The sequence below is a fragment of the Sphingomonas sp. MS122 genome, from assembly GCF_049532975.1.
In the GTDB taxonomy this organism is placed as follows: domain Bacteria; phylum Pseudomonadota; class Alphaproteobacteria; order Sphingomonadales; family Sphingomonadaceae; genus Sphingomonas.
Genome location: NZ_CP186695.1, coordinates 1,944,715 through 1,964,422, shown reverse-complemented (window position 1 = coordinate 1,964,422; position 19,708 = coordinate 1,944,715). Strand labels below are relative to the sequence as shown.

General features: G+C 69.8%; 12 protein-coding genes. 5 read left to right on the top strand and 7 right to left on the bottom strand.

Annotated elements, in window-relative coordinates; translation table 11 throughout:
* Positions 1–9: 9 nt before the first annotated feature.
* The 5 genes from ACO227_RS09260 (at position 10) to ACO227_RS09240 (ending at position 6,196) form a co-directional block, all read left to right on the top strand.
* Positions 10–1,794: a type I secretion system permease/ATPase gene (locus ACO227_RS09260; RefSeq protein ID WP_423607095.1), complete on the top strand. Its 1,785-nt coding sequence runs from the start codon at positions 10–12 to the stop codon at positions 1,792–1,794.
* Entirely contained in the window at positions 1,791–3,152 is a 1,362-nt protein-coding gene (locus ACO227_RS09255) for an HlyD family type I secretion periplasmic adaptor subunit (protein WP_423607094.1), read from the top strand. Before ACO227_RS09260 ends, ACO227_RS09255 begins: the two co-directional genes overlap by 4 nt.
* 95 nt (positions 3,153–3,247) lie before the next feature.
* Complete coding sequence (gene hppD, locus ACO227_RS09250; RefSeq protein WP_423607093.1) at positions 3,248–4,285, top strand: 4-hydroxyphenylpyruvate dioxygenase; 1,038 nt, start codon at positions 3,248–3,250, stop codon at positions 4,283–4,285.
* 142 nt (positions 4,286–4,427) lie between these two features.
* Entirely contained in the window at positions 4,428–5,705 is a 1,278-nt protein-coding gene (hmgA, locus tag ACO227_RS09245; protein WP_423607091.1) for a homogentisate 1,2-dioxygenase, read from the top strand.
* 137 nt (positions 5,706–5,842) lie between these two features.
* Positions 5,843–6,196 carry a Rieske (2Fe-2S) protein gene (locus tag ACO227_RS09240; protein WP_423607090.1) on the top strand — a complete coding sequence of 118 codons (354 nt, stop codon included), beginning with the start codon at positions 5,843–5,845 and terminating at the stop codon, positions 6,194–6,196.
* A gap of 5 nt (positions 6,197–6,201) precedes the next feature.
* Here ACO227_RS09240 and ACO227_RS09235 read toward each other — a convergent pair whose 3' ends face one another.
* From ACO227_RS09235 to ACO227_RS09205, 7 genes are all read right to left on the bottom strand, one after another.
* Positions 6,202–7,713, bottom strand: a complete 1,512-nt coding sequence (locus ACO227_RS09235) for a flavin-containing monooxygenase (RefSeq protein ID WP_423607088.1) — start codon at positions 7,711–7,713, stop codon at positions 6,202–6,204.
* Between the two features lie 434 nt (positions 7,714–8,147).
* A complete protein-coding gene (locus ACO227_RS09230) occupies positions 8,148–12,350 on the bottom strand; it encodes a translocation/assembly module TamB domain-containing protein (RefSeq protein WP_423607087.1) in 4,203 nt (1,400 codons plus the stop codon).
* Positions 12,350–14,539 carry a BamA/TamA family outer membrane protein gene (locus tag ACO227_RS09225; RefSeq protein WP_423607085.1) on the bottom strand — a complete coding sequence of 730 codons (2,190 nt, stop codon included), beginning with the start codon at positions 14,537–14,539 and terminating at the stop codon, positions 12,350–12,352. The genes ACO227_RS09230 and ACO227_RS09225 overlap by 1 nt, the downstream gene beginning before the upstream one ends.
* A gap of 101 nt (positions 14,540–14,640) precedes the next feature.
* Positions 14,641–16,545: a TonB-dependent receptor plug domain-containing protein gene (locus tag ACO227_RS09220; RefSeq protein ID WP_423607083.1), complete on the bottom strand. Its 1,905-nt coding sequence runs from the start codon at positions 16,543–16,545 to the stop codon at positions 14,641–14,643.
* 123 nt (positions 16,546–16,668) lie between these two features.
* Positions 16,669–16,986 carry a hypothetical protein gene (locus ACO227_RS09215; RefSeq protein WP_423607082.1) on the bottom strand — a complete coding sequence of 106 codons (318 nt, stop codon included), beginning with the start codon at positions 16,984–16,986 and terminating at the stop codon, positions 16,669–16,671.
* A 33-nt stretch (positions 16,987–17,019) separates the two neighbouring features.
* The gene (locus ACO227_RS09210; RefSeq protein ID WP_423607080.1) at positions 17,020–19,119 is read right to left on the bottom strand and encodes a malate synthase G; all 2,100 of its coding nucleotides are present in this window, start codon (positions 19,117–19,119) and stop codon (positions 17,020–17,022) included.
* Positions 19,120–19,190: 71 nt separating this feature from the next.
* The gene (locus ACO227_RS09205) at positions 19,191–19,643 is read right to left on the bottom strand and encodes a MarR family winged helix-turn-helix transcriptional regulator (protein ID WP_423607079.1); all 453 of its coding nucleotides are present in this window, start codon (positions 19,641–19,643) and stop codon (positions 19,191–19,193) included.
* Positions 19,644–19,708 lie beyond the last annotated feature (65 nt).

Below are 19,708 nucleotides of genomic sequence, written 5' to 3'. Positions count from 1 at the left end.
ACTCGCGCCATGGGGAAATACGAGACGATGCGCGCTGGCTGGCGAGCACCCAATGCCACGCTCGCGGCCGCGCTCCAGGCGTGTCGGCGCCATTTCCTGGCGGCCGCCGGATTCAGCGCGCTCATCAACCTGCTGTTCCTCGCGCCGATGCTCTACATGCTGCAGGTCTATGACCGCGTGGTGCCGACGCGCGGCGCATTGACGCTGTTGTTCGCGACGCTTGCGCTGGCGGTGGCGCTGATCGCGCTGTCGCTGCTCGACTGGGTGCGCTCGCGCTTGCTGGTGCGCGCCAGCGTGCGGCTCGACCGCCAGCTTGCCCAGCCTTTGCTCGACGCGGGCCTTGCCTTGCGCGCCGGCGAGGGCGGCCCCGGCGCGCGCCAGGCGGTGCGCGACTTCGACGTGCTGCGCCAGGCGCTGACCGGTCCCAGCATGCTCGCGCTGTTCGATGCGCCGTGGAGCCCGGTCTATGTGCTGATCTGCTTCCTGATCCACCCGGCGATCGGCGTGCTGGTGCTGGCCGGCGCGGGGGTGCTGGTGCTGCTGACTCTGCGCAACGAGAGGCTGACGCACGGCCCGCTGCACGATGCCAACCTCGCCGCGCGGCGCGCTTATGCCGACCAGGACCGCGTGACCGCCGACGCCGACATCGTCCGCGCGCTCGGCATGCGGCGCGCGCTGGTCCAGCGCCATTTGGCCGATCGCGAGACGATGATGGCGCTGCAGTCGCGCGCCAGCATGATCTCGAGCCGCTACGTCACCGCGAGCAAGTTCCTGCGGCTGGTGCTGCAGTCGCTCTCGCTCGGGCTCGGCGCGTGGCTGGCGATCGACAATGCGATCTCGGTCGGCGCGATCTTCGCCGCGTCGTTCCTCGCGGGACGCGCGCTCGCGCCGATCGACCAGCTGCTTGGATCGTGGCGCACCGTGGCGCAGGCGCGCGATGCCTATGCCGCGCTCGGCGAGCTGCTCGACGCGGGCGAGGAGCAGGGTGCGCAGACCCGCCTCCCCGCCCCCGCCGGCCGCATCACGCTGGAGGGCGTCGCGGTGCAGGCGCAGACGGGCGACGCCGCGATCCTCAGCGAGATCACGTTCGACGCGAAGCCGGGCGAGGTCGTCGCCGTGGTCGGCCCCAGCGGATCGGGAAAGTCGACGCTGCTGCGCGCGATCGCCGGCGCGGCGCCGACCGCGGCCGGCACGATCCGCTTCGACGGGGCGAGCATCGCCGACTGGGATCCCGAGCGGCTCGCGGTGCATATCGGTTATCTGCCGCAGGAGACGGTGCTGTTCGGCGGCACCGTCCGCGACAATATCTCGCGCTTCGAAGGGGCGCTGGGTGGCGACGCGGAAGCGGTCGACACGGCGGTGGTCGAAGCCGCCAGGGCGTCCGGCGCGCACGCGTTGATCCAGCAACTGCCCAAGGGCTACGACACGCTGCTGGGTCCCGGCGGCAAGGGCATTTCCGCGGGGCAAGCGCAGCGCATCGGGCTTGCCCGCGCGGTCTATCGCGCGCCGGCGATACTGCTGCTCGACGAGCCCAACGCGCATCTCGACGCCGAAGGTGAGTCGCAGCTGGTCGCGACGATCGCCGCGGCCAAGGCGCGCGGGGCCTCCGTCCTGATCGCCGCGCACCGCATGGGCGTGCTCAGCGTGGTCGACCGCATCCTGCTGCTGCGCGCCGGGCGGATCGAGGCGTTCGGCCCGCGCGACGAGGTGATCGGACGGCTCCAGGCGGTGCGCGGCGCGAAGCCGGCCGCGGCCAAGGACAAGGCGCCCAATGACAAGGCGGCGGGCGCATGACCACGCTGGCCGAGCCCTTTCCCAGAACCGGCCCCAAAACCGGCGCGGTGCTCGACGACCGGCCGGGGCGCGAGATCCGGTTCGGGCTGATCGTCGCCGGGCTGTTCTTCGTCTTGCTGCTCGGCTGGGCGGCGTTCGCGCCGCTCGACTCCGCTGCCTTCGCACCCGGCCGCCTCGCCGTCTCCGGCCAGCGCCAGGCGGTGCAGCATCGCGAGGGCGGCGTGGTCTCGCGCATCCTGGTGCGCGAGGGCCAGCGCGTGCGGCAGGGCGAATTGCTGGTCGAGCTCGCTGCCGCCGACGTCCGCGCGCAGGAACGTGCGCTCGCGGGACAGGTGATCAGCCTCAAGGCCGAACGTGCGCGGCTGCTCGCCGAGCAGTCGGGGCAAGCCGCGGTGCGCTGGCCCGCCGAATTCGCTGCGCTGATCGGCGAGGACCGGGTCGAGGCCGATGCGGCGGTCGCGCGCCAGCAGGCACAGTTCGCCGCCCGCGCCTCGGTACTCGCCGCACAGACCGGGGCGATGCGCCAGCAGATCGCACAGTCGCTGCAGGGCGCCACCGGCTATCGCAAGCAGGCCGAGGCCTCGCGCCAACAGGCGCAGCTAGTCACCGAGGAGCTCGACGCAATCAAGGGCGTCGCCGACAAGGGCTATGTCGCAAAGACCCGGCTGCGCGCGCTCGAGCGGGCGCGCGCCGACTTGCTCGGGCAGGAAGGTCAATATGCTGCCAATACCGCCCAGGCGACCACCCAGGCGGGCGAGGCGCGGATCAAGCTGCTCGAGGCCGAGCGCGCATTCCGCGAGAAGAGCAGCGCCGAGCTCCGCAATGTCGAGCTGAGCCTCACCGATCTCGAGCCGCGCCTGCGCGCCGCGCGCGACCAGCTCGAGCGGGTGCGCATCCGCGCGCCGGCCAGCGGCACGGTGGTCGGCCTCAGCGTCTACACCCCCGGCGGCGTGATCGCGCCCGGGCAGAAATTGATGGACGTGGTGCCGCAACAGGCCGCGCTGGTGATCGAGGCGCGGGTCGCGCCGGGCGATGCCGACGATGTGAGCGCCGGCCAGGCCGCCGAGATCCGCTTCTCCGGCCTCCACGACCGGCAATTGCCGATCCTGTCGGGCAAGGTCACGCGGCTGTCCGCCGACAGCTTCGAGGACGAGCGCACCGGCGAGCCCTATTTCCTCGCCGAGGTCGCCGTGCCCTCCGCCGAGCTGGAGGCGATCCGGCGCGTGCGCGGCGCGGGCTTCCGGCTGCGCGCGGGCATGCCGGTCGAGGTACTGGTGCCCCTGCGCAAGCGCACCGCGCTGCAATATATCTTCGAGCCGCTCAGCCAGACGATGTGGCGCTCGTTCCGCGAGCATTGATCGGCCGGGCGCAGGATCGGCGCGGGCGAACTAGTATCATTTGACACCAAATGCCGCGAGGACTAGGCCGCAAGGCAGTTTTCCGGAGAGTCGCCATGTCCGATCCCGCCAATCCCTTGGGCCTCAACGGCTTCGAGTTCGTCGAATTCACCTCGCCCGATCCCGTGGCGATGGCGGCGCAGTTCGAGCAGCTCGGTTTCGTCGCCAGCCACCGCCACCCGACCAAGAACATCACGCGCTACAAGCAGGGCCGCATCAATCTGATGCTCAACCGGGACGATGCCGGGCGCGTGGCCAAGTTCCGCGGCGAGCACGGCCCCTCGGCCAGCGCGATGGCGTTCCGCGTCGCCGATCCGGTCAAGGCGATGGAATGGGCGCTGGCACACGGCGCCGAGCGGACCGAGGAGGACGACACCGTCATCCTCGGCATCGGCGGCTCGTACCTCTATTTCATCCAGGACGGCCACGACCTGTACGAGAACTGGGCCGAGATCCCCGGCTGGCGCGAGGCAGAGGCGGCCAACAATGTCGGGCTCGACCTGCTCGACCACCTCACCCACAATGTCCGCCGCGGCCAGATGCGGGTGTGGAGCGAGTTCTACAAGCAGCTCTTCGGCTTCGAGGAGCAGAAATATTTCGACATCAAGGGCCAGGCGACCGGGTTGTTCAGCCAGGCGATGATCGCGCCCGACAAGGCGATCCGCATCCCGCTCAACGAAAGCCAGGACGACAAGAGCCAGATCGAGGAGTTCATCCGCGAGTATAAGGGCGAGGGCATCCAGCACCTCGCGCTGACCACCCCGGACATCTACGACACGGTCGAGCGGCTGCGTGCCCGCGGCGTCAAGCTGCAGGACACGATCGAGACCTATTACGAGCTGGTCGACAAGCGCGTCCCCGGCCATGGCGAGGACCTCGAGCGGCTCAAGAAGAACCGCATCCTGATCGACGGCAATGTCGGCGACGAGGGCATCCTGCTGCAGATCTTCACCGAGAACATGTTCGGTCCGATCTTCTTCGAGATCATCCAGCGCAAGGGCAATGAGGGCTTCGGCAACGGCAATTTCCAGGCGCTGTTCGAGAGCATCGAGCTCGACCAGATCCGCCGGGGCGTGATCAAGGTCGACGCCTGACGAAGTTGGAGAGGAGACCCGGGGGCAACCTGGGCCGCCAATTCCTTCCAAAGGGGGAAGGAAAAACGGATGCGGGGGCGGACCAAGCACCGCTCCCGCATTCAACTTCTCCGGACCGCGAAGAAGGTTTAGGAAAAACGGCATGCCCGACTATTTCCCCGGCTTCGGCAACCATGTCTCGACCGAGGCGGTCGCGGGCGCTTTGCCGGTCGGCCGCAACTCGCCGCAGCGGCCCGCTTACGGTCTCTATGCCGAGCAGCTGAGCGGCACCGCCTTCACCGCGCCGCGACACGAGAACCGCCGCTCCTGGCTCTACCGCATGCGCCCGAGCGCCGAGCATCCGCCCTATCGGCGCTATGAGGCCGCGACCCGTTTCGCCATCTGCGCCCCCAACGATCCCCTGCCCCCCAACCGCCTGCGCTGGGACCCGATCGCGCCCCCCGCCCCGGGCACCGACCTGGTCGACGGCATGACGACGATGCTGGTCAACCGCGACCCGGCCGACCTCGAGGGCGTCGCGGTGCATGTCTATGCCGCCAACAAGGACATGGACGCGCGAGTCTTCGTCGATGCCGATGGCGAGCTGCTGTTCATCCCCCAGGCGGGCCGCCTGACGCTGCTCACCGAACTCGGCCGCATCGATATCGCCCCCGGCCAGGTCGCGCTGGTGCCGCGCGGGGTGAAGTTCCGCGCGCTGCTGCCGGACGGCGAGGCGCGCGGCTATGTCGCGGAAAATCACGGCGCGCTGTTCCGCCTCCCCGATCTCGGCCCGATAGGCGCCAACGGCCTCGCCAATCCGCGCGATTTCGAGACGCCGGCGGCGTGGTTCGAGGACCGCGACGAGCCGTTCGAGATTGTGCAGAAGTCGTTGGGAAGTCTGTGGACGACGACGCTCGACCACTCCCCGCTCGACGTCGTCGCATGGCACGGCAACCTCGCGCCGTGGCGCTACGATCTGGCCCGGTTCAACACGATGAACACGGTGAGCTTCGACCATCCCGACCCGTCGATCTTCACCGTGCTCACCTCGCCCAGCGACATGCCGGGCCGCGCCAATGCCGACTTCGTGATCTTCCCCCCGCGCTGGATGGTGGCCGAGGACACGTTCCGCCCGCCCTGGTTCCACCGCAACGTGATGAGCGAGGCGATGGGGCTGATCCACGGCGCCTACGACGCCAAGGCCGAGGGCTTCGCGCCGGGCGGGCTGTCGCTCCACAACCTGATGGCCGGGCACGGACCCGACGTGGCGAGCTGGGAGGGTGCGAGCAACGCCGAATTGAAGCCGCACAAGATCGACGGGACCATGGCGTTCATGGTCGAGACCTGCTGGCCCTATCGACCCACGCGGTTCGCGCTCGACACCGCGCAGCCCGATTACGACGCGGCCTGGGCCGGGTTCCCGAAGGCGAAGCTGCCGTGAAATTCCTCCCCCAGCGGGGGAGGTGGCATCGCGTCGCGATGGGGGAGCCGCCGGGCTTAGCACGGCGGTTGCACCGCCACCCCTCCACCACCGCTTCGCGGCCGCTCCCCTCCCCCAGCGAGCCGGGGGAGGAATAAGTGGAACGGCTCACCGCCACCCCGTCCGGCGTCCGGCTCGGCCCGCTCGACCTCATCGCCGACGGCGCGGCGCGCAACTTCGTGCTGGAGATGCGGGCGGGGCGCTTCCACGGCTTCGCGGTGCGCAACGGCGACGCGGTCCATGGGTATGTCGATCGCTGCCCGCATATGGAGCTGCCCCTCGCACAGCAGCTCGACCAGTATCTCACCAGCGGCGGCGGACTGATCCAGTGCAGCTGGCATGGCGCGCTGTTCCGGATCGAGGACGGGGGCTGCGTCGGCGGCCCTTGCGTCGGCGCGGCGCTCACGCCGTGGCCGCTCGAGGTGCGTGACGGCGCGATCTTCACGGCCTGATCGCATCAAGCCGCTCGCCTGTCTCCCGAGACCCCGGCTTTCGCTGCGGTGACGGACTCTCGCTTCGGCTCGGGGTTGGAGAACTCCATGCCCTCGTCGATCTTGCCGAAGCGCAGCGCCATCAGGTCGAGCGCGTAATTCTGGTGCACCCGCCACGGCTTGCGGTTCCCCTGCTTGGGGAACTTGTCCATGCCGCGCTGGACATAGCCCGAGGTGAAGGTGAGGAACGGCTCGGGCTCGACGTCGCCGGTGATACGCGGCGTCGCCTGGCGCATGCCGCGCTTCCTCATCGCATTGAGCAGCCGCGCGACATAGGCCGCGGTGAGGTCCGACTTCAGCGTCCAGCTGGCATTGGTGTAGCCGAACGAAGAGGCGAGGTTCGGGATGTCCGAATACATCATCGCCTTGTAGCCCAATGACTTGGCCGGATCGACCTCGCGCCCGTCGACGACGAAGGGGATGCCGCTCATCAGCTGCATGTCGAGGCCGGTGGCGGTGACGATCACGTCGGCGGGAAGCAGCTCGCCCGACTTCAAGCGGATGCCGTCCTCCTCGAACGTGTCGATCTGGTCGGTGACGACCGAGGCGCGCCCCTCGCGGATCGAAGCGAACAGGTCGGCGTCGGGCACCAGGCAGATGCGCTGGTCCCACGGATTGTAGCGCGGCGTGAAATGCGTCGCGACGTCATAGTCCGGGCCCAGCTCGTCGCGGACCATCTGGATCAGCCGCTCCTTGGTCTTCTCTGGCTTCCGGCGCGCGAGCCGGTAGAAGAACTGGCCGAGCGCGACGTTCTTCACGCGGGTGATGCGATAGGCGAGCCGCCCGGGCAGCTTGGCGCGAAGCCAGTTGGCGATGCCGTCCTCCGACGGGCGCGCGACGATATAGGTGGGCGAGCGCTGGAGCATCGTCACATGCGCCGCGGTCTTGGCCATCTCGGGCACCAAAGTCACCGCGGTCGCGCCCGAGCCGATCACCACGACGCGCTTGCCGGCATAGTCGAGATTCTCGGGCCAGAATTGCGGGTGGACGATCTCGCCCTTGAAGCGCTCGCGCCCGGCGAATTCGGGGAGGTAGCCGGCGGCGTAATTATAGTAGCCCGAGCACATGAAGAGGAAGTTGCAGGTGAACTCGGCCCGCTCCTTCTCCGGCCCGCGTTCGACGCGCACCGTCCAGCGCGCGTCGGCGGTCGACCAGCTCGCCCCGACCACGCGGTGCTGGTGGCGAATATGCTTGTCGATGCCGTAGTCCCGCGCGGTCTCGTCGAGATATTTGAGGATCGCGGGGCCGTCGGCGATCGCCTTGGCCTCCGTCCAGGGACGGAAGCTGTAGCCGAGCGTATACATGTCGCTGTCGGAGCGGATGCCGGGATAGCGGAACAGGTCCCAGGTCCCGCCGAGCCGCTCGCGCCCCTCGAGGATCACATAGCTGCGGTCGGGGCAGTCGCGCTGCAGGAAATAGCCCGCGCCGATCCCGGAAAGCCCGGCGCCCACCACCACGACATCGAAATGCTCGGTCATTCACCTCTCCCGGCGAGCATACTTACATTTGTGTAAGTTAAGTGCAATGGCGTAGTGGCGACGCCGTTGAAGGTACGGGGGGGGGATTACTGAACGGTCTCGTTTGATTAATTGACATAGTTGACGCAAAACGCGTGTATCGGCGCCGGTTGACAGCCGTCATGCGCGAGAGGCTGGCGGATCGGGCGGCGTGTTCGGGCATGGTTCCAGTATAGCGTGCCGGAGACGTGTAGGAAAATGTCAGACGTCCTTCTGGCGGCAGGGGCCAATATTCTCACCCGTCACGCCTGCTCTGTGCCGGGTCCACGGCGACGCACCGGTGACGCTTGAATCGATAATCCAAGCCCACCTCACGGTGGACCCCGGCACAAGGCCGGGGTGACGGGCGAAGCTTCTTCAAATCCCCCCCCCGGCAGGGGAGGATTGGGCCGGCCTCAATAATCCTTCGAATATTTCAGGCCGGCGCGCGAGCCGCCGAACGAGCCGGTCTGCGAGAGCAGGCTGAGCGCGCGGGTCAATGCGATCTCGAGCTGGACGGCGGTGTAGCCGCGCGCGTCGGTGATGATCTCCACATAGATGTCGTCGGTGAGGTACTGGCCCGCCGCCAGCGCCATGCCGCGCCCGGTGGTGTCGTCCTCGCCGAGGATGCGCAGGCGGTCGATCCCGGCGGCCGAGCGCAGCTGGCCGAGCGGGTTGAGCCCGCCGCCCGAGGCGCGCAGCGAGTTGAGCGCCGCGGCGAGCTGGATCGCCTCGGTCGCCGACAGGTTCGTCACCGAGCTGCCGAACAGCAGGCGCGAGAGCACCTCGTCCTGCGGCAGCGACGGGGTCGAGGTGAAGGCGATGCGCGGCTGCTGGCCGGTGCCGGTGATGTTGATGATCGCCGTCACATTCTCGGCGGTCGTGCTCGCGGCGATGTTGATGCTGGGATTGGCGAGCGGCCCGCCCTCGAAGTTGATCGTGCCGCGGGTCAGCTCGAAGCGGCGGCTGGCGAAGTTGTAGGTGCCGCGCACCACGCGCGCCTCGCCGGTGACGACCGGGGCGGCGGAGGTGCCGGTGACCTGCATCCGCGCCTCCCATTCGGATTCGAGGCCCATGCCGTTCACGAACAGGCGGTTGTCCGCCCTGATCGCCACGTTGAGGCGGAAGACGCCGGCGGGCTTGGGCCGGGTCGGGCGCTTGCCCTCGGCGTCGAGCTCGCTCTTGCGGTAGACGCCGGTCAGCTCGGGCACCTCGGCCGCGCCCTGCCGGATGATCTGGTAGCGCGCCTCGGGGATGATGATGCGGCCCTCGATCAGCCCGCCGTCGAGCCCGTTGGTGATGTGCAGCTGGCCCGTCGCGGTTGCGCCGAGCGCGTCGCTGCGGGCGAGCCGCGCGTTGCGGAAGCGCGCGGTGATGTCGATCGGAAAGCCCTGCTCGGCCGACAGCCCGACCGTGCCCGAGGCGATCACGCGCCCGCTGCCCGCGACCGCGTTCATCTCGGTGATCTCGAGCGTGTCGCTGTCGAACCGCCCCTCGATCTTCATCTGCGTCAGGCGCGTGCCCCAGGTCTCGTTCTCATAGACCAGTTTCTCGGCGCGCAGCTGGCCGGTGATCCGGGGGGCGCGCAGCTGGCCCGAGAAGTCGGCCGCCACCGCGACCGGGCCCGAGACCGACTGGTTGGCGAAGCCGGCGAGCGAGAACAGCACCGCCGAGGGCCCGTTGTAGCGGACGCCCCCCGAGAGCGGCGCGGCCATCAGCCGCTCGGTCCAGCTTCCGCCCTGCCCCAGCGGCTGGAGCGTCGCGACCATCCGCCCGATCGTGGTCGTGCCGCGCTTGATCACCGCGCGCGCGTCGCCGCCCTCGGGCAGCAAGCGGCCGACGAACGCGATGTCCACCGCAGGCGAGACGCCGGCAAGGCTCGAGCGGTTGAACCCGGCGATGTTGAGCCGCGTGATCGCGCGCGGGAAGCTGCCGTCGCGCGCCTGGCGGAAATCGACCGAGCCGGTGACGTTGCCGCCCACCCCGAGGCCGGGCGAAAAAGCGTTGGCGACCGACAGGTCGAGCTTGTCGAGCCGCGCCTGCACCACCAGTCCCTCGCCCCAGCTGCCCGCGAGGCGCGCGCTGCCGCGGTCGAAGTCGATCTGCACCGGAGCAAGGCGATAACCGCCCTGGCTCACGGCGATCCGCGCGGGCTGGGCGGTCTTGAAGTTGATGTTGTTGGCCTTGCCGCCGAGCGCGACGAGCCACTGGTCGGGGGCGAAGCGGGCATTGGCGGCGATGCGGAACGGCACGCCCGACGAGCCCTCGGCGAAGGCCTGGGCGGTGCCGCGTCCGCCGCGATAGTCGATCCTGGCGCGCGAGCGGGCGAGCACGAAGTCGCCGCTGCGCAGGTTGGCGACCTGCGCCTCGCCGACGATCGACGGGGCGTCGTCATAGAGCACGGCGGTCGCATTGACGATCGCGCGGCCGATCGTGATCTCCATATCGCCCGGAATCTGCGCATTGGTCGCGGTCGCGCGCACCACCGCCTGCTGGTATTTGCCCTGCGCCGAGAGATCGACATTGCCGTTGATGCCCGAGCCGACGAACGCCAGCGCGCCGGCGAACGGCCCGGCGGCGGTCTGCTGCAGCTTGCCGGTGATGTCGGTGCCGGCGAAGCGCGCCTTGCGCACGTCGACGGTGAGCGCGCGGCCGGTGCGCACCAGCACGTCCGCGGTGAACGGGCCGTAGCTGGTGCCGCCGCTGGCGGTCACGGCATAGGCGTCGCCCTGCCCGCGGATGCGCGCCTGGAGATCGGCCAGACCGACGCCGAGCCCCGGCCGCGGCGCGCGCAAATTGACGATCGGGGCGGCGAGGCTCCCGCTGACGCGCGCGAACACCGGGCCATAGGCGTTGGAATAGCCGTCGGCATTGAGCAGCAGGGGTCCATTGGGGTCATAGCGGCCCGAGCCACGCAGGATCTTGAACCGCGGCGCGGCGAGCTTCAAATTGTCGAAGGTGATGATCCCGCTCGGGTCGAGCCCGACATTCACCCGCAGGATCGCATTGCCGCCGAGGAAGTCGCGCACGCCGCTGTTGAACAGCCGCGTGCTGCGCCCGACGATGCGGCCCTTGATCCCCCAGCCGCCGCCCGCCGCGGCGTAGAGGTCCGCGTCGGTCTCGATGTTGACGATGCCGATGCCGTCGATCGTGTAGTCGTTGACCCGCCCCTTGAGCGCACCGGTGTAGCGGCCGCTGCCGATGTCGGCGGCGATGATCGCGGTGGCGTCGATCCGGTCGGAGCGGATGCGCAGATTCTCCGACAGCACCTGGTCGCCGGTGATGGCGAGGTCGCCCGCCAGCGTGACATTGGTGAGCAGGCCGCCGGCCGCCTGGTTGAGCCCCGAGACGCGCGCCGCCCGCGCGCGGATCGGCACGAGGATGCGGTCGGCATTCACCGTCGCCAGCCCCTCGGCATAGACGCGCTCGAGCACCGTCGTGCCGAAGCCGATCGCGGCGGCCTGGACCTTGTAGTCCACCGTCGGCGTCGCGAACGGGCCGTTCAGCGCGACCGCGCCGATCACCGAGCGGCCGTTGAGGTTGGGCGCAATCGCGCCGGGTGTGAGCAGCGCGGCCTCGACGCGGAACTGGTCGAACTCGCTCTTGCCGAGATCGATCGTGCCGGTGGTCGCCAGCGCCATCGCGCGGGAACGCAGGCGCAGGCGCGTGTCGACGCGGCGCCGGTCGACCGTCGCGTCGAGCGCGACCTGGAGGTTGGGCGCGGTCAGCCGCTCGACCGGGCCCTTGAGGTAGAGGCCGGGCTGCGCGGTGCCGCGAACCTGGAAATTGCCCTTGCGCGCGGTAATGCCGAGATTCGCCAGCTGCGCGCCGCCAAGGGTGCTCACCGCACGTCCCTGCCAGTTGCTCCAGCTGCCGCGGCCGCTGACACGCGCGGCGAGCGGCGCTTCGAGCTTGGCGAGCCCGGCGACCAAGCCGCCGATCGGCGCGTCGAGGTCGGCGCGCAAGTCGAACTTGTCGTCGTCGGGCACCGCGTCGAGCACCAGCGCGAGCCGGTCACCGCCGTTCGTGCCGAGTGTCCGCGCATTGGCGATCACGCGCGCGCGGCGGTCGGCGATCGCCGCCTCGCCGGTCAGCGTGGCGATATGGCGGCGTCCCGCGACCGGCGGTTCGAGCACCAGCCGGTCGATCGCGAGGCGGCCGATATCGATGTCGATGTCGGGCAGCATCGGCGCATTGGGATCGCCGGGCTTGAACTTGGGCAGGCGCTGAACCGTGACCAGCGGGCTGGTCGCCGAGCGGATGTCGACATGGTTGTTGAGGAAGGCGAAGGGCCGCCAGTCGACCGCGATCGAGGGCGAGGTCGCGAACACGCCCTTGGGATCGCTGACACGCACGTCGCGCAGCACCATCGCGCCGTAGATCGACCCCTCGATCCGCCCGACCTTGACGTTGAGCCCGGTGGCGGTGGTGTATTTGCCGAGCTGGTCGGCGACGAGGCGCTTGCCGGGGCTGGTGTCGAGCCCGACGATCGCGAGCAGCAGCAGCGCGGCGAGGCCGATCAGCGCTGCAGCCACCCATTTCGCCACGCGCCGCCACGCCGGGCGCCGGGCGACCACGGCCTCCGTCTCCACTTCGGTCGAGGCCCCCTGCTCCGCCATCAGAAGGCCTGCCCGATCGAGATATAGAGCGCGATCTTGCTCTCACCCGGCTTGCGGTTGATCGGCGTCGCGACGTCGAGCCGCAGCGGGCCGAAATTGGTGTACATGCGCCCGCCGATGCCGAAGCCGAAACGCATGTCGGTGAGCTTGGGCAGCCCGCTCTCATAGACTTGCCCGGCATCGACGAAGGGCACGATCCCGAAATTGCCGAAGCGATAGCGTGCCTCGATCGCGAACTCGTTGAAGCTGCGCCCGCCGATCGGCTTGCCGTCGGGCGCACGTGGACCGAGCTCCTGATAGCCGAAGCCGCGAACCGATCCGCCGCCGCCGGCATAATAGCGCCGCGACGGCGCGAGCGCGTTGCGGTCGATCCCCTGGATCGTGCCGAAGCGAGCGCGCCCGGCGAGGACGATGCTGTCGGTGACGGGATAATAAGCGGTGCCCTCGAGCATCGCGCGGGCATAGGGCCGTGTCCCGCCGCGCACCGAAGTCTCCGGGCTGAGGTTCAGCTTCACGCGATAGCCGCGCGTCGGGTTGAGCAGGTCGTCGGACTTGTCCCAGCCCGCGAACAGCGGCAGCGCGGCGATGAAATAGACCCCGCGCTCGCGCGCGTTGCGGTTGAAGTCGTAGCGGTCCTCGCTCGTGCCGACCAGCTCGACGCCGTAGCTGTAGGTCAGCTCCTTCTGCCAGATCGGGGTGGAATCATAGGACACCGTCGCCGAGAGCGTGCCGGTGAGGCCGGTGAACGCCTCGACATCGGTGCGCAGCGCCGAGGCGACGAGCTGGAAGGTGCGGTCGCGGCGCCCGGCGTTCGAGCGGCGGAAGGTCGCCGAGGCGCCCTGCTCCTGCGTACCGGCGACGCCGCTGAGGATCAGCGCGCCCTCGGGCGGGAACAGGTTGCGGTGAGTCCAGCTGACCTCGGCGCGCAGCCCCTGCCCGGTCGAGAAGCCGAGCTCGCCCGCGAGCGTGCGCGGCGGACCGGCCTGCTGACGCACGAGCAGGTCGACATATTCGGTGCCCTCCGCCGCCGCCTCGCCGGTCTTCACCGGCTCGACCGAGACGGTCGAGAACAGGCTGGTCGCGACCAACGCGTCGCGCAGATCGTCGACCTTGCGGCTGTCATAGAGGTCGTCGCGGTCGAAGCGGGTGAGCACCTCGACATGCCTGGCGTCGAAGGCCAGCTTGCCCTCGGTGGTGATGTTGCGGAAGCGCGCGCGCGGGCCGATCGTCACCGGCAGGGTGTAGTCGCCGGTCTGGGTGGTCTCGTCGAGCAATATGTCGCGCTGGCCGACCTCGGCGAAGGGATAGCCGTTCTGCGGCAGCGCGACGCTCACCGCCGCTTCGGCCGCCTGGACGCGCACCGCGTCGATCGGCTCGCCGGTCTTGAGCTGGAAATTGTCGGCGATCAGGCTCGGCGGCACGGTCGGATCGGCTTCGACCTTGATCCTGCCGAGCTTGTAGAGCGGCCCCGGCACCGCCGCGATCGTGGCGGTGGTCGGCTGCCCGGCCGCGGCCGGCTGGTCGACCGTCGCCACCGCCGTCGCGTCGTAATAGCCGAGCGATTTCATCAGCCGCACCGCCAGCGCCTCGTCCTCGCGTGCCCGCGCGCCGATGATCGCGGCGTTGGCCGCCTCGCCGTCGCCATCCTCGAGCGCGGAGAGGTCGCGGAACTCGTCCTCCAGCCCGATCTCCTTGAGGCCGGTGACGCGCGTCGCGTAGCGGATCTCGACCGCGTCGCCGTCGTTGAGCTGCATCGCCTCGGCGATCGGCGTGGTGTCGAACTCGCTGAGCGGGGGCAAGGGCGCGGCGAGCTCGGTCTCGGCCTCGCTTTGGCCGAGCGGGCTCTCGGCATCGAGCGGGTCCAAGCCGGCCGAGGCCTCACCCGTCGTGCCGTCGGCGGGCGGCGGTGCGGGCGTCATCGGCTCGAGCGGCGCGTTCATGTCGTCGCTGAGCGGGGGGAGCGCCTTCTCGAACTCCTCGTCGGGCACGATCGGCTTCTCGTCGGGCGCGGTGCCCGGCTGCGTGGTCTCGACCGGCTCGGGATCCTCGGCGGGAGCGCTCTGGCCGGGCTTGCCGACATTGCCGCCGATCTGCGCGAAGGCCGCGCCCGGCATCAGCGCGCTGCTCGCCAGCAACAGGATCCCCAGTTCGACGCCCGAAATTGCCCTGTCCTCCCAAAGGGATCGCATATGTGCGTACCCGCTCGCTAACCCAACGAGCGAGCGGGGGGAAGGTTCAAGGGGCATCAACCGCGTTTTTGCGGGTCCGGCCGATGCCCCGGGGACTCGTGCTAGTGGCCGCCGCCGCCGAAGCGCAGGCGCACCCCGGCATTGACCACGAACCCGTCGGTCGGCGCCCAGGCATCGACGGTCCATTGCCCGTCGGGCGCGCGGCTCGGGCGGAGCAGCGAGTTCCAGCGCGTCTGGCGGACGTTGAGGATGTTCTCGAGATTGACGAACAGCCGCGCCTTGCCCACCACCGCCTCGGCGAGCAGACCGAGCTCGAAATAGGGCTTGCCTGCGAGGCGATAGGGGTCGTCCTCGAGCGCCTGCTTGCCGGTGTAATAGAGCTCCAGGCCGACGCGGCCCTGGTCGTGATCCTCCCACATCGCGACCATGCCGGCGCTGTGGCGCGGGGTGAGCGGCACGGCGCGCCGGCCGCTGCCCGCCGGATCTGGCTCGGTCGCGTCGAGATAGAGATAGCTCCCGGTCACCACGAAATCGCTCCAGCGATAGCGCAGCAGCAGCTCCGAGCCGCGGATGCGGGTCTGCCCCGCGACGTTGACGAGGCGCACGCGATCGGGGGCGATCGCGTCGAGCCGGGTCGCATCGTCGAGGTTCGAACCGAACAGCGTGACGTTCGCCTCGACCCCGCCCCGCGCATAGCCGATGTCGAGCGCGGCGGTGGTGGCGGTCTCCGGCCTCGGCGGACCCAGCGGTTCGAGCCGCGACAGGCCCGCCGCCTCGATCTCCTCGACGAACGGGGTCGGGGCGTAGAAGCCGCGCCCGCCCGAAACGCGGACCGTCCATCGCCCGGGCTTGTAGAGCAGCGACAGGCGCGGACTGAAGCGCGTGCCATATTCGTTATGGAAATCGAGCCTGGCGCTGCCCGCCAGCGTCAGCTCGGGCACCACGTCATGCTCGACCTGCGCGAAGATGCCGGGCACGTCGTAGGTGTAGTCGAACGCCGGGAAGGTCCTGGAGCGGAAGCTGTCGCGCTGCCAGGCGACGCCGCCGACCCAGTTGGTGCCGCCCGCCTTGCCCGACAGCGAGGCCTCGGCGAAGGCCGTGCCGTGCCGGTCGCGCTCGACGACATCGCCGTAGCGATGGCGGTGGGCTTGGGTCATGCCCGAGGCGCGGACGTGCGCCGCGAGATCGCCGCCGAGCGGCAGCTTCGCGACGAGGCCGGCGTCGAGCCGGTCGGTCTCCTGATCCTGCCGGAAGGACAAGCCGTCGGGCGCGGTGCGGCCGTCGAGCGTGCCGCCGCGCCGCTGCTCGCCCATCGCGCCGCCGGTCAGGAACAGGCTGGCGCCGGCGTCGTCCTCCCAGAACAGCCGCGGACGCACCGTCCAGCGCTCATAGCCGGGCATGTCGATCCAGCCGTCCCCGTCGAGGTCGCGGCGGCGCTGGCGGTGCCAGCCCCCGGTGATCGAGGCCCCGAGGTTCGGGCCGAGCGGCGTCGCGGCATAGCCGGTGATGTCCTGCCCGTCGCGCGTGGTGGCGTTGAGCAGCAGCTCGCCCTCGGCCTCGGCGCGCGGCCACCGCGAGACGAGGTTGATCACCCCGCCCAGCGCCGAGGGACCGTAGAGCGCGGAGGCGGCACCTTTGATCACCTCGACCTGGCCAAGGTCGGTCGGCGGGATCTGGAGTAGCCCGAGCGAGGAAGCCTGGCCGCCATAGAGCGGCAGCCCGTCGGCGAGCAGCTGAGTGAACCGACCATCCATGCCCTGGACGCGAATGTTGGCGGCGCCCATCGCCGGCGCGGTGACCTGAACGCGCAGCCCGCCGGTTTCACTCAGGGTCATCGCGACGTTGCCGGGGCGCATGAGGATCTTCTCCTCGATCTCCTCACGGCCGAGCACCTCGACGCGGACGGGCTCGTCCTGCACGCGGCGGCTGGTGCGGGTGGCCTGGACGACGATCTCCTCGCCCTCCTCCGCCTCGGGAGGCGGCGTCTCGCCGGTCTGGGCGGACACGGGATGGGCGGCAAGCAACGAAACCCCCGCGAGGAGGGCGCACGAAATGGAACGCTTCATGTGAACTTCTTCCTGGACTGAACGATGACGGCGCGGACACCCGGCCCGCACGACGGCGTCGGTTCAGGCGGAAGGCGGTTCGAGCGGCGGCGCCTGCGCGCGCGAGTCCAGGCGCGTGCTCGGGCTGGCGAAGAACAGCGAGGTCAGCCCGAAATGCTGCGCATCGTTCGGGCGCGGCCGCGGATCGGGTGCGACATGGCAATGATGGTGGCCGCCTTGCGCGATCTCGCCGCGGTCGTCGCAATCGGAATCGCCATGATCATGCGCGGCGCTCGCGGCCTGTTCGACCTGCACGGCGCCATGCGCCTGCGCCGGTTCGGCGACGTTGGCGCAGCACCACAGCATCGCGGCGATCAGACAGAGGCGCGCCAGCAGGGTCATCGCCGGGCCTTTAGCGGCTCGCGGCGCGCGTGCCTATCCCCGCGCCTTGGCCTCGGCGCGGAAGCGGTGGAGCAGCGGCTCGGTATAGCCGTTGGGCTGGCTCACCCCCTCGAACACCAGCGCGCGCGCCGCCTGGAAGGCGAGGCTGGCGGCTTCGTTCCCCGCCATCGGGCGATAGCGCGGGTCGCCTTCATTCTGCGCGTCGACCTTGGCCGCCATGCGCGCGAGCGCGGCGTCGATATCCGCGGCGGTCGCAACGCCATGGAGCAGCCAATTGGCCATGTGCTGCGAACTGATGCGCAAGGTCGCGCGATCCTCCATCAGGCCGACATCGTGGATGTCGGGCACCTTGGAGCAGCCCACCCCCTGGTCGATCCAGCGCACGACATAGCCGAGGATGCCCTGGGCATTGTTGTCGAGCTCGCGCGCGATCTCGTCGGGTGACCAGTTGCGCCCCTGCGCAACCGGGATCGTCAGCAGCGGCGCGAGGCCCGGCACCGCCTCGCTCGCGATCTCGCGCTGGCGGGCGAACACGTCGACCTGGTGATAGTGCATCGCGTGCAGCGTCGCCGCGGTCGGCGAAGGCACCCAGGCGGTGTTCGCACCGCTCCGCGGATGGCCGATCTTCTGCTCCAGCATCTCGGCCATGCGATCGGGCGCAGCCCACATCCCCTTGCCGATCTGCGCCTTGCCCGACAGGCCATGGCGCAGACCGATGCGCACGTTGCGATCCTCATAGGCCTTGATCCAGCTCGACGCCTTCATCTCCGCCTTGGGGATCATCGGTCCCGCACGCATGCCGGTGTGGATCTCGTCGCCGGTACGATCGAGGAAGCCGGTGTTGATGAAGGCGACGCGGTCCTTCACCGCGTGGATGCACGCCGCGAGGTTGGCGGAGGTGCGCCGCTCCTCGTCCATCACGCCGACCTTGATCGTGTGGCGATCGAGCCCGAGCAGGTCCTCGACCGCGTCGAACAGCCGGTTGGTGAAGCCCGCTTCCTCGGGCCCGTGCATCTTGGGCTTGACGATATAGACGCTGCCCGCGCGGCTGTTGCGATACTTGCCGAGGCCGCGCAGGTCGTAGAGCGCAATCGTCGAGGTGAGGATCGCATCGAGGATGCCCTCGGGCGCCTCGGCGCCATCGAGCAACAGGGCGGGCGTGGTCATCAGATGCCCGACATTGCGCACGAACAGCAGCGAGCGGCCGGGCAGCTCGAGATCGCTCGAAAAGGGGCGCTGGTAGACACGGTCCCCGGCCAGCCGCCGGGTCATCGCCTTGCCGCCCTTGTCGAAGCTCTCCTCGAGATCGCCGCGCATCAGCCCGAGCCAGTTGGCATAGGCCGCGACCTTGTCCTCGGCATCGACCGCCGCGATCGAATCCTCGAGGTCGACGATCGTGGTCAGCGCCGCCTCCAGCACGACGTCGGCGATCCCCGCGGGATCGGCGCGGCCGATCGCGGAGTCGCGGTCGATCGCCACCTCGATGTGCAGCCCGTTGTGGCGGAACAGCAGTGATTCGCCGCGCGTGCCGACGAGCTGGCCGGGATCGGCGAGCGGCAGGTCGCCGCCCGCGAACTCGGCCCAGGCCATCCCCGCGAGCGGCACCGCCTGGTCGAGGAACGCCTTGGCCGCCGCGATCACCTGCGCGCCGCGCTCGGCGTCATAGCCGCCGGGCTTGGCCGCGCCGGGCAGCGCGTCGGTGCCGTAGAAGGCATCGTAGAGGCTGCCCCAGCGCGCGTTCGCGGCGTTGAGCACGAAGCGCGCGTTGAGCGCGGGTACCACCAGCTGCGGCCCGGCCATCGTCGCGATTTCGGCATCGACGTTCGCGGTGCCGATGGTGAAGTCGCCAGGTTCGTCCACGAGATAGCCGATCGAGCGCAGGAACGCCTCCTGCGCCGCCGGGTCCGCCGCCCGCGCGGGGTCTTCGGCGCACCACGCATCGATCTGTGCCTGGAGCGCATCGCGCTTGGCCAGCAGGTTCCGGTTCTCGGGTGCGAACCGCGCGAAAATGTCCGCCGCGCCTGCCCAGAACGCCTCCGCCGCGATGCCCAGATCGGGCAGCACGCGCGCCTCGACGAAGCGCGCGAGCGGCTCCGCCACCGAAAGCCCGGCGCGCGACTGGTAAGCGGTCATGGAATCCTCCTGGGTGATGTGAACATGCCCTGGGGAGGCGGTGTCTGACTAGTCGAGAGGCGGGGCCGCGATCAACCCCCCGGGCCGATCGCGGCGGCGGCGCATTCGACCCGCTCGAGCATCGTGCGCAGCTGCGCCTGCTCGTCGTCCGTGAGATTCTCGAAGATGCGGCGCTCCATCTCGAGCGCCTTGGGCGCGACCTGGCGGTAGAGCGCCCAGCCGTCGATGCTGAGCTCGAGCAGATGCGAGCGCTGGTCGTCTGGGTTGGGCGTGCGCGTGACCAGCCCGCGCTCGTAGAGCGAGATCGCGGCGCGGCTCACCGTCACCTTGTCCATCTGGGTGCGTCCGCACAGCGCCTGCTGGCTCATCGCCCCGAATTCGGCGAGCACGGTCACCAGCCGCCATTCGGGGATGCGCAGCCCGAACAACGATTGATAGGCCCCCGCGATCGCTCCCGAGACGCGGTTGGACGCCACGGACAGCCGGTAAGGCAGGAAGGCGTCGAGCTTGAGTGTTGCCGTCATCGGACAGTGATGCCCCGAACCCGATCCGGGCGCAATGATACGATTACTTCATTGCGCCCCAACCG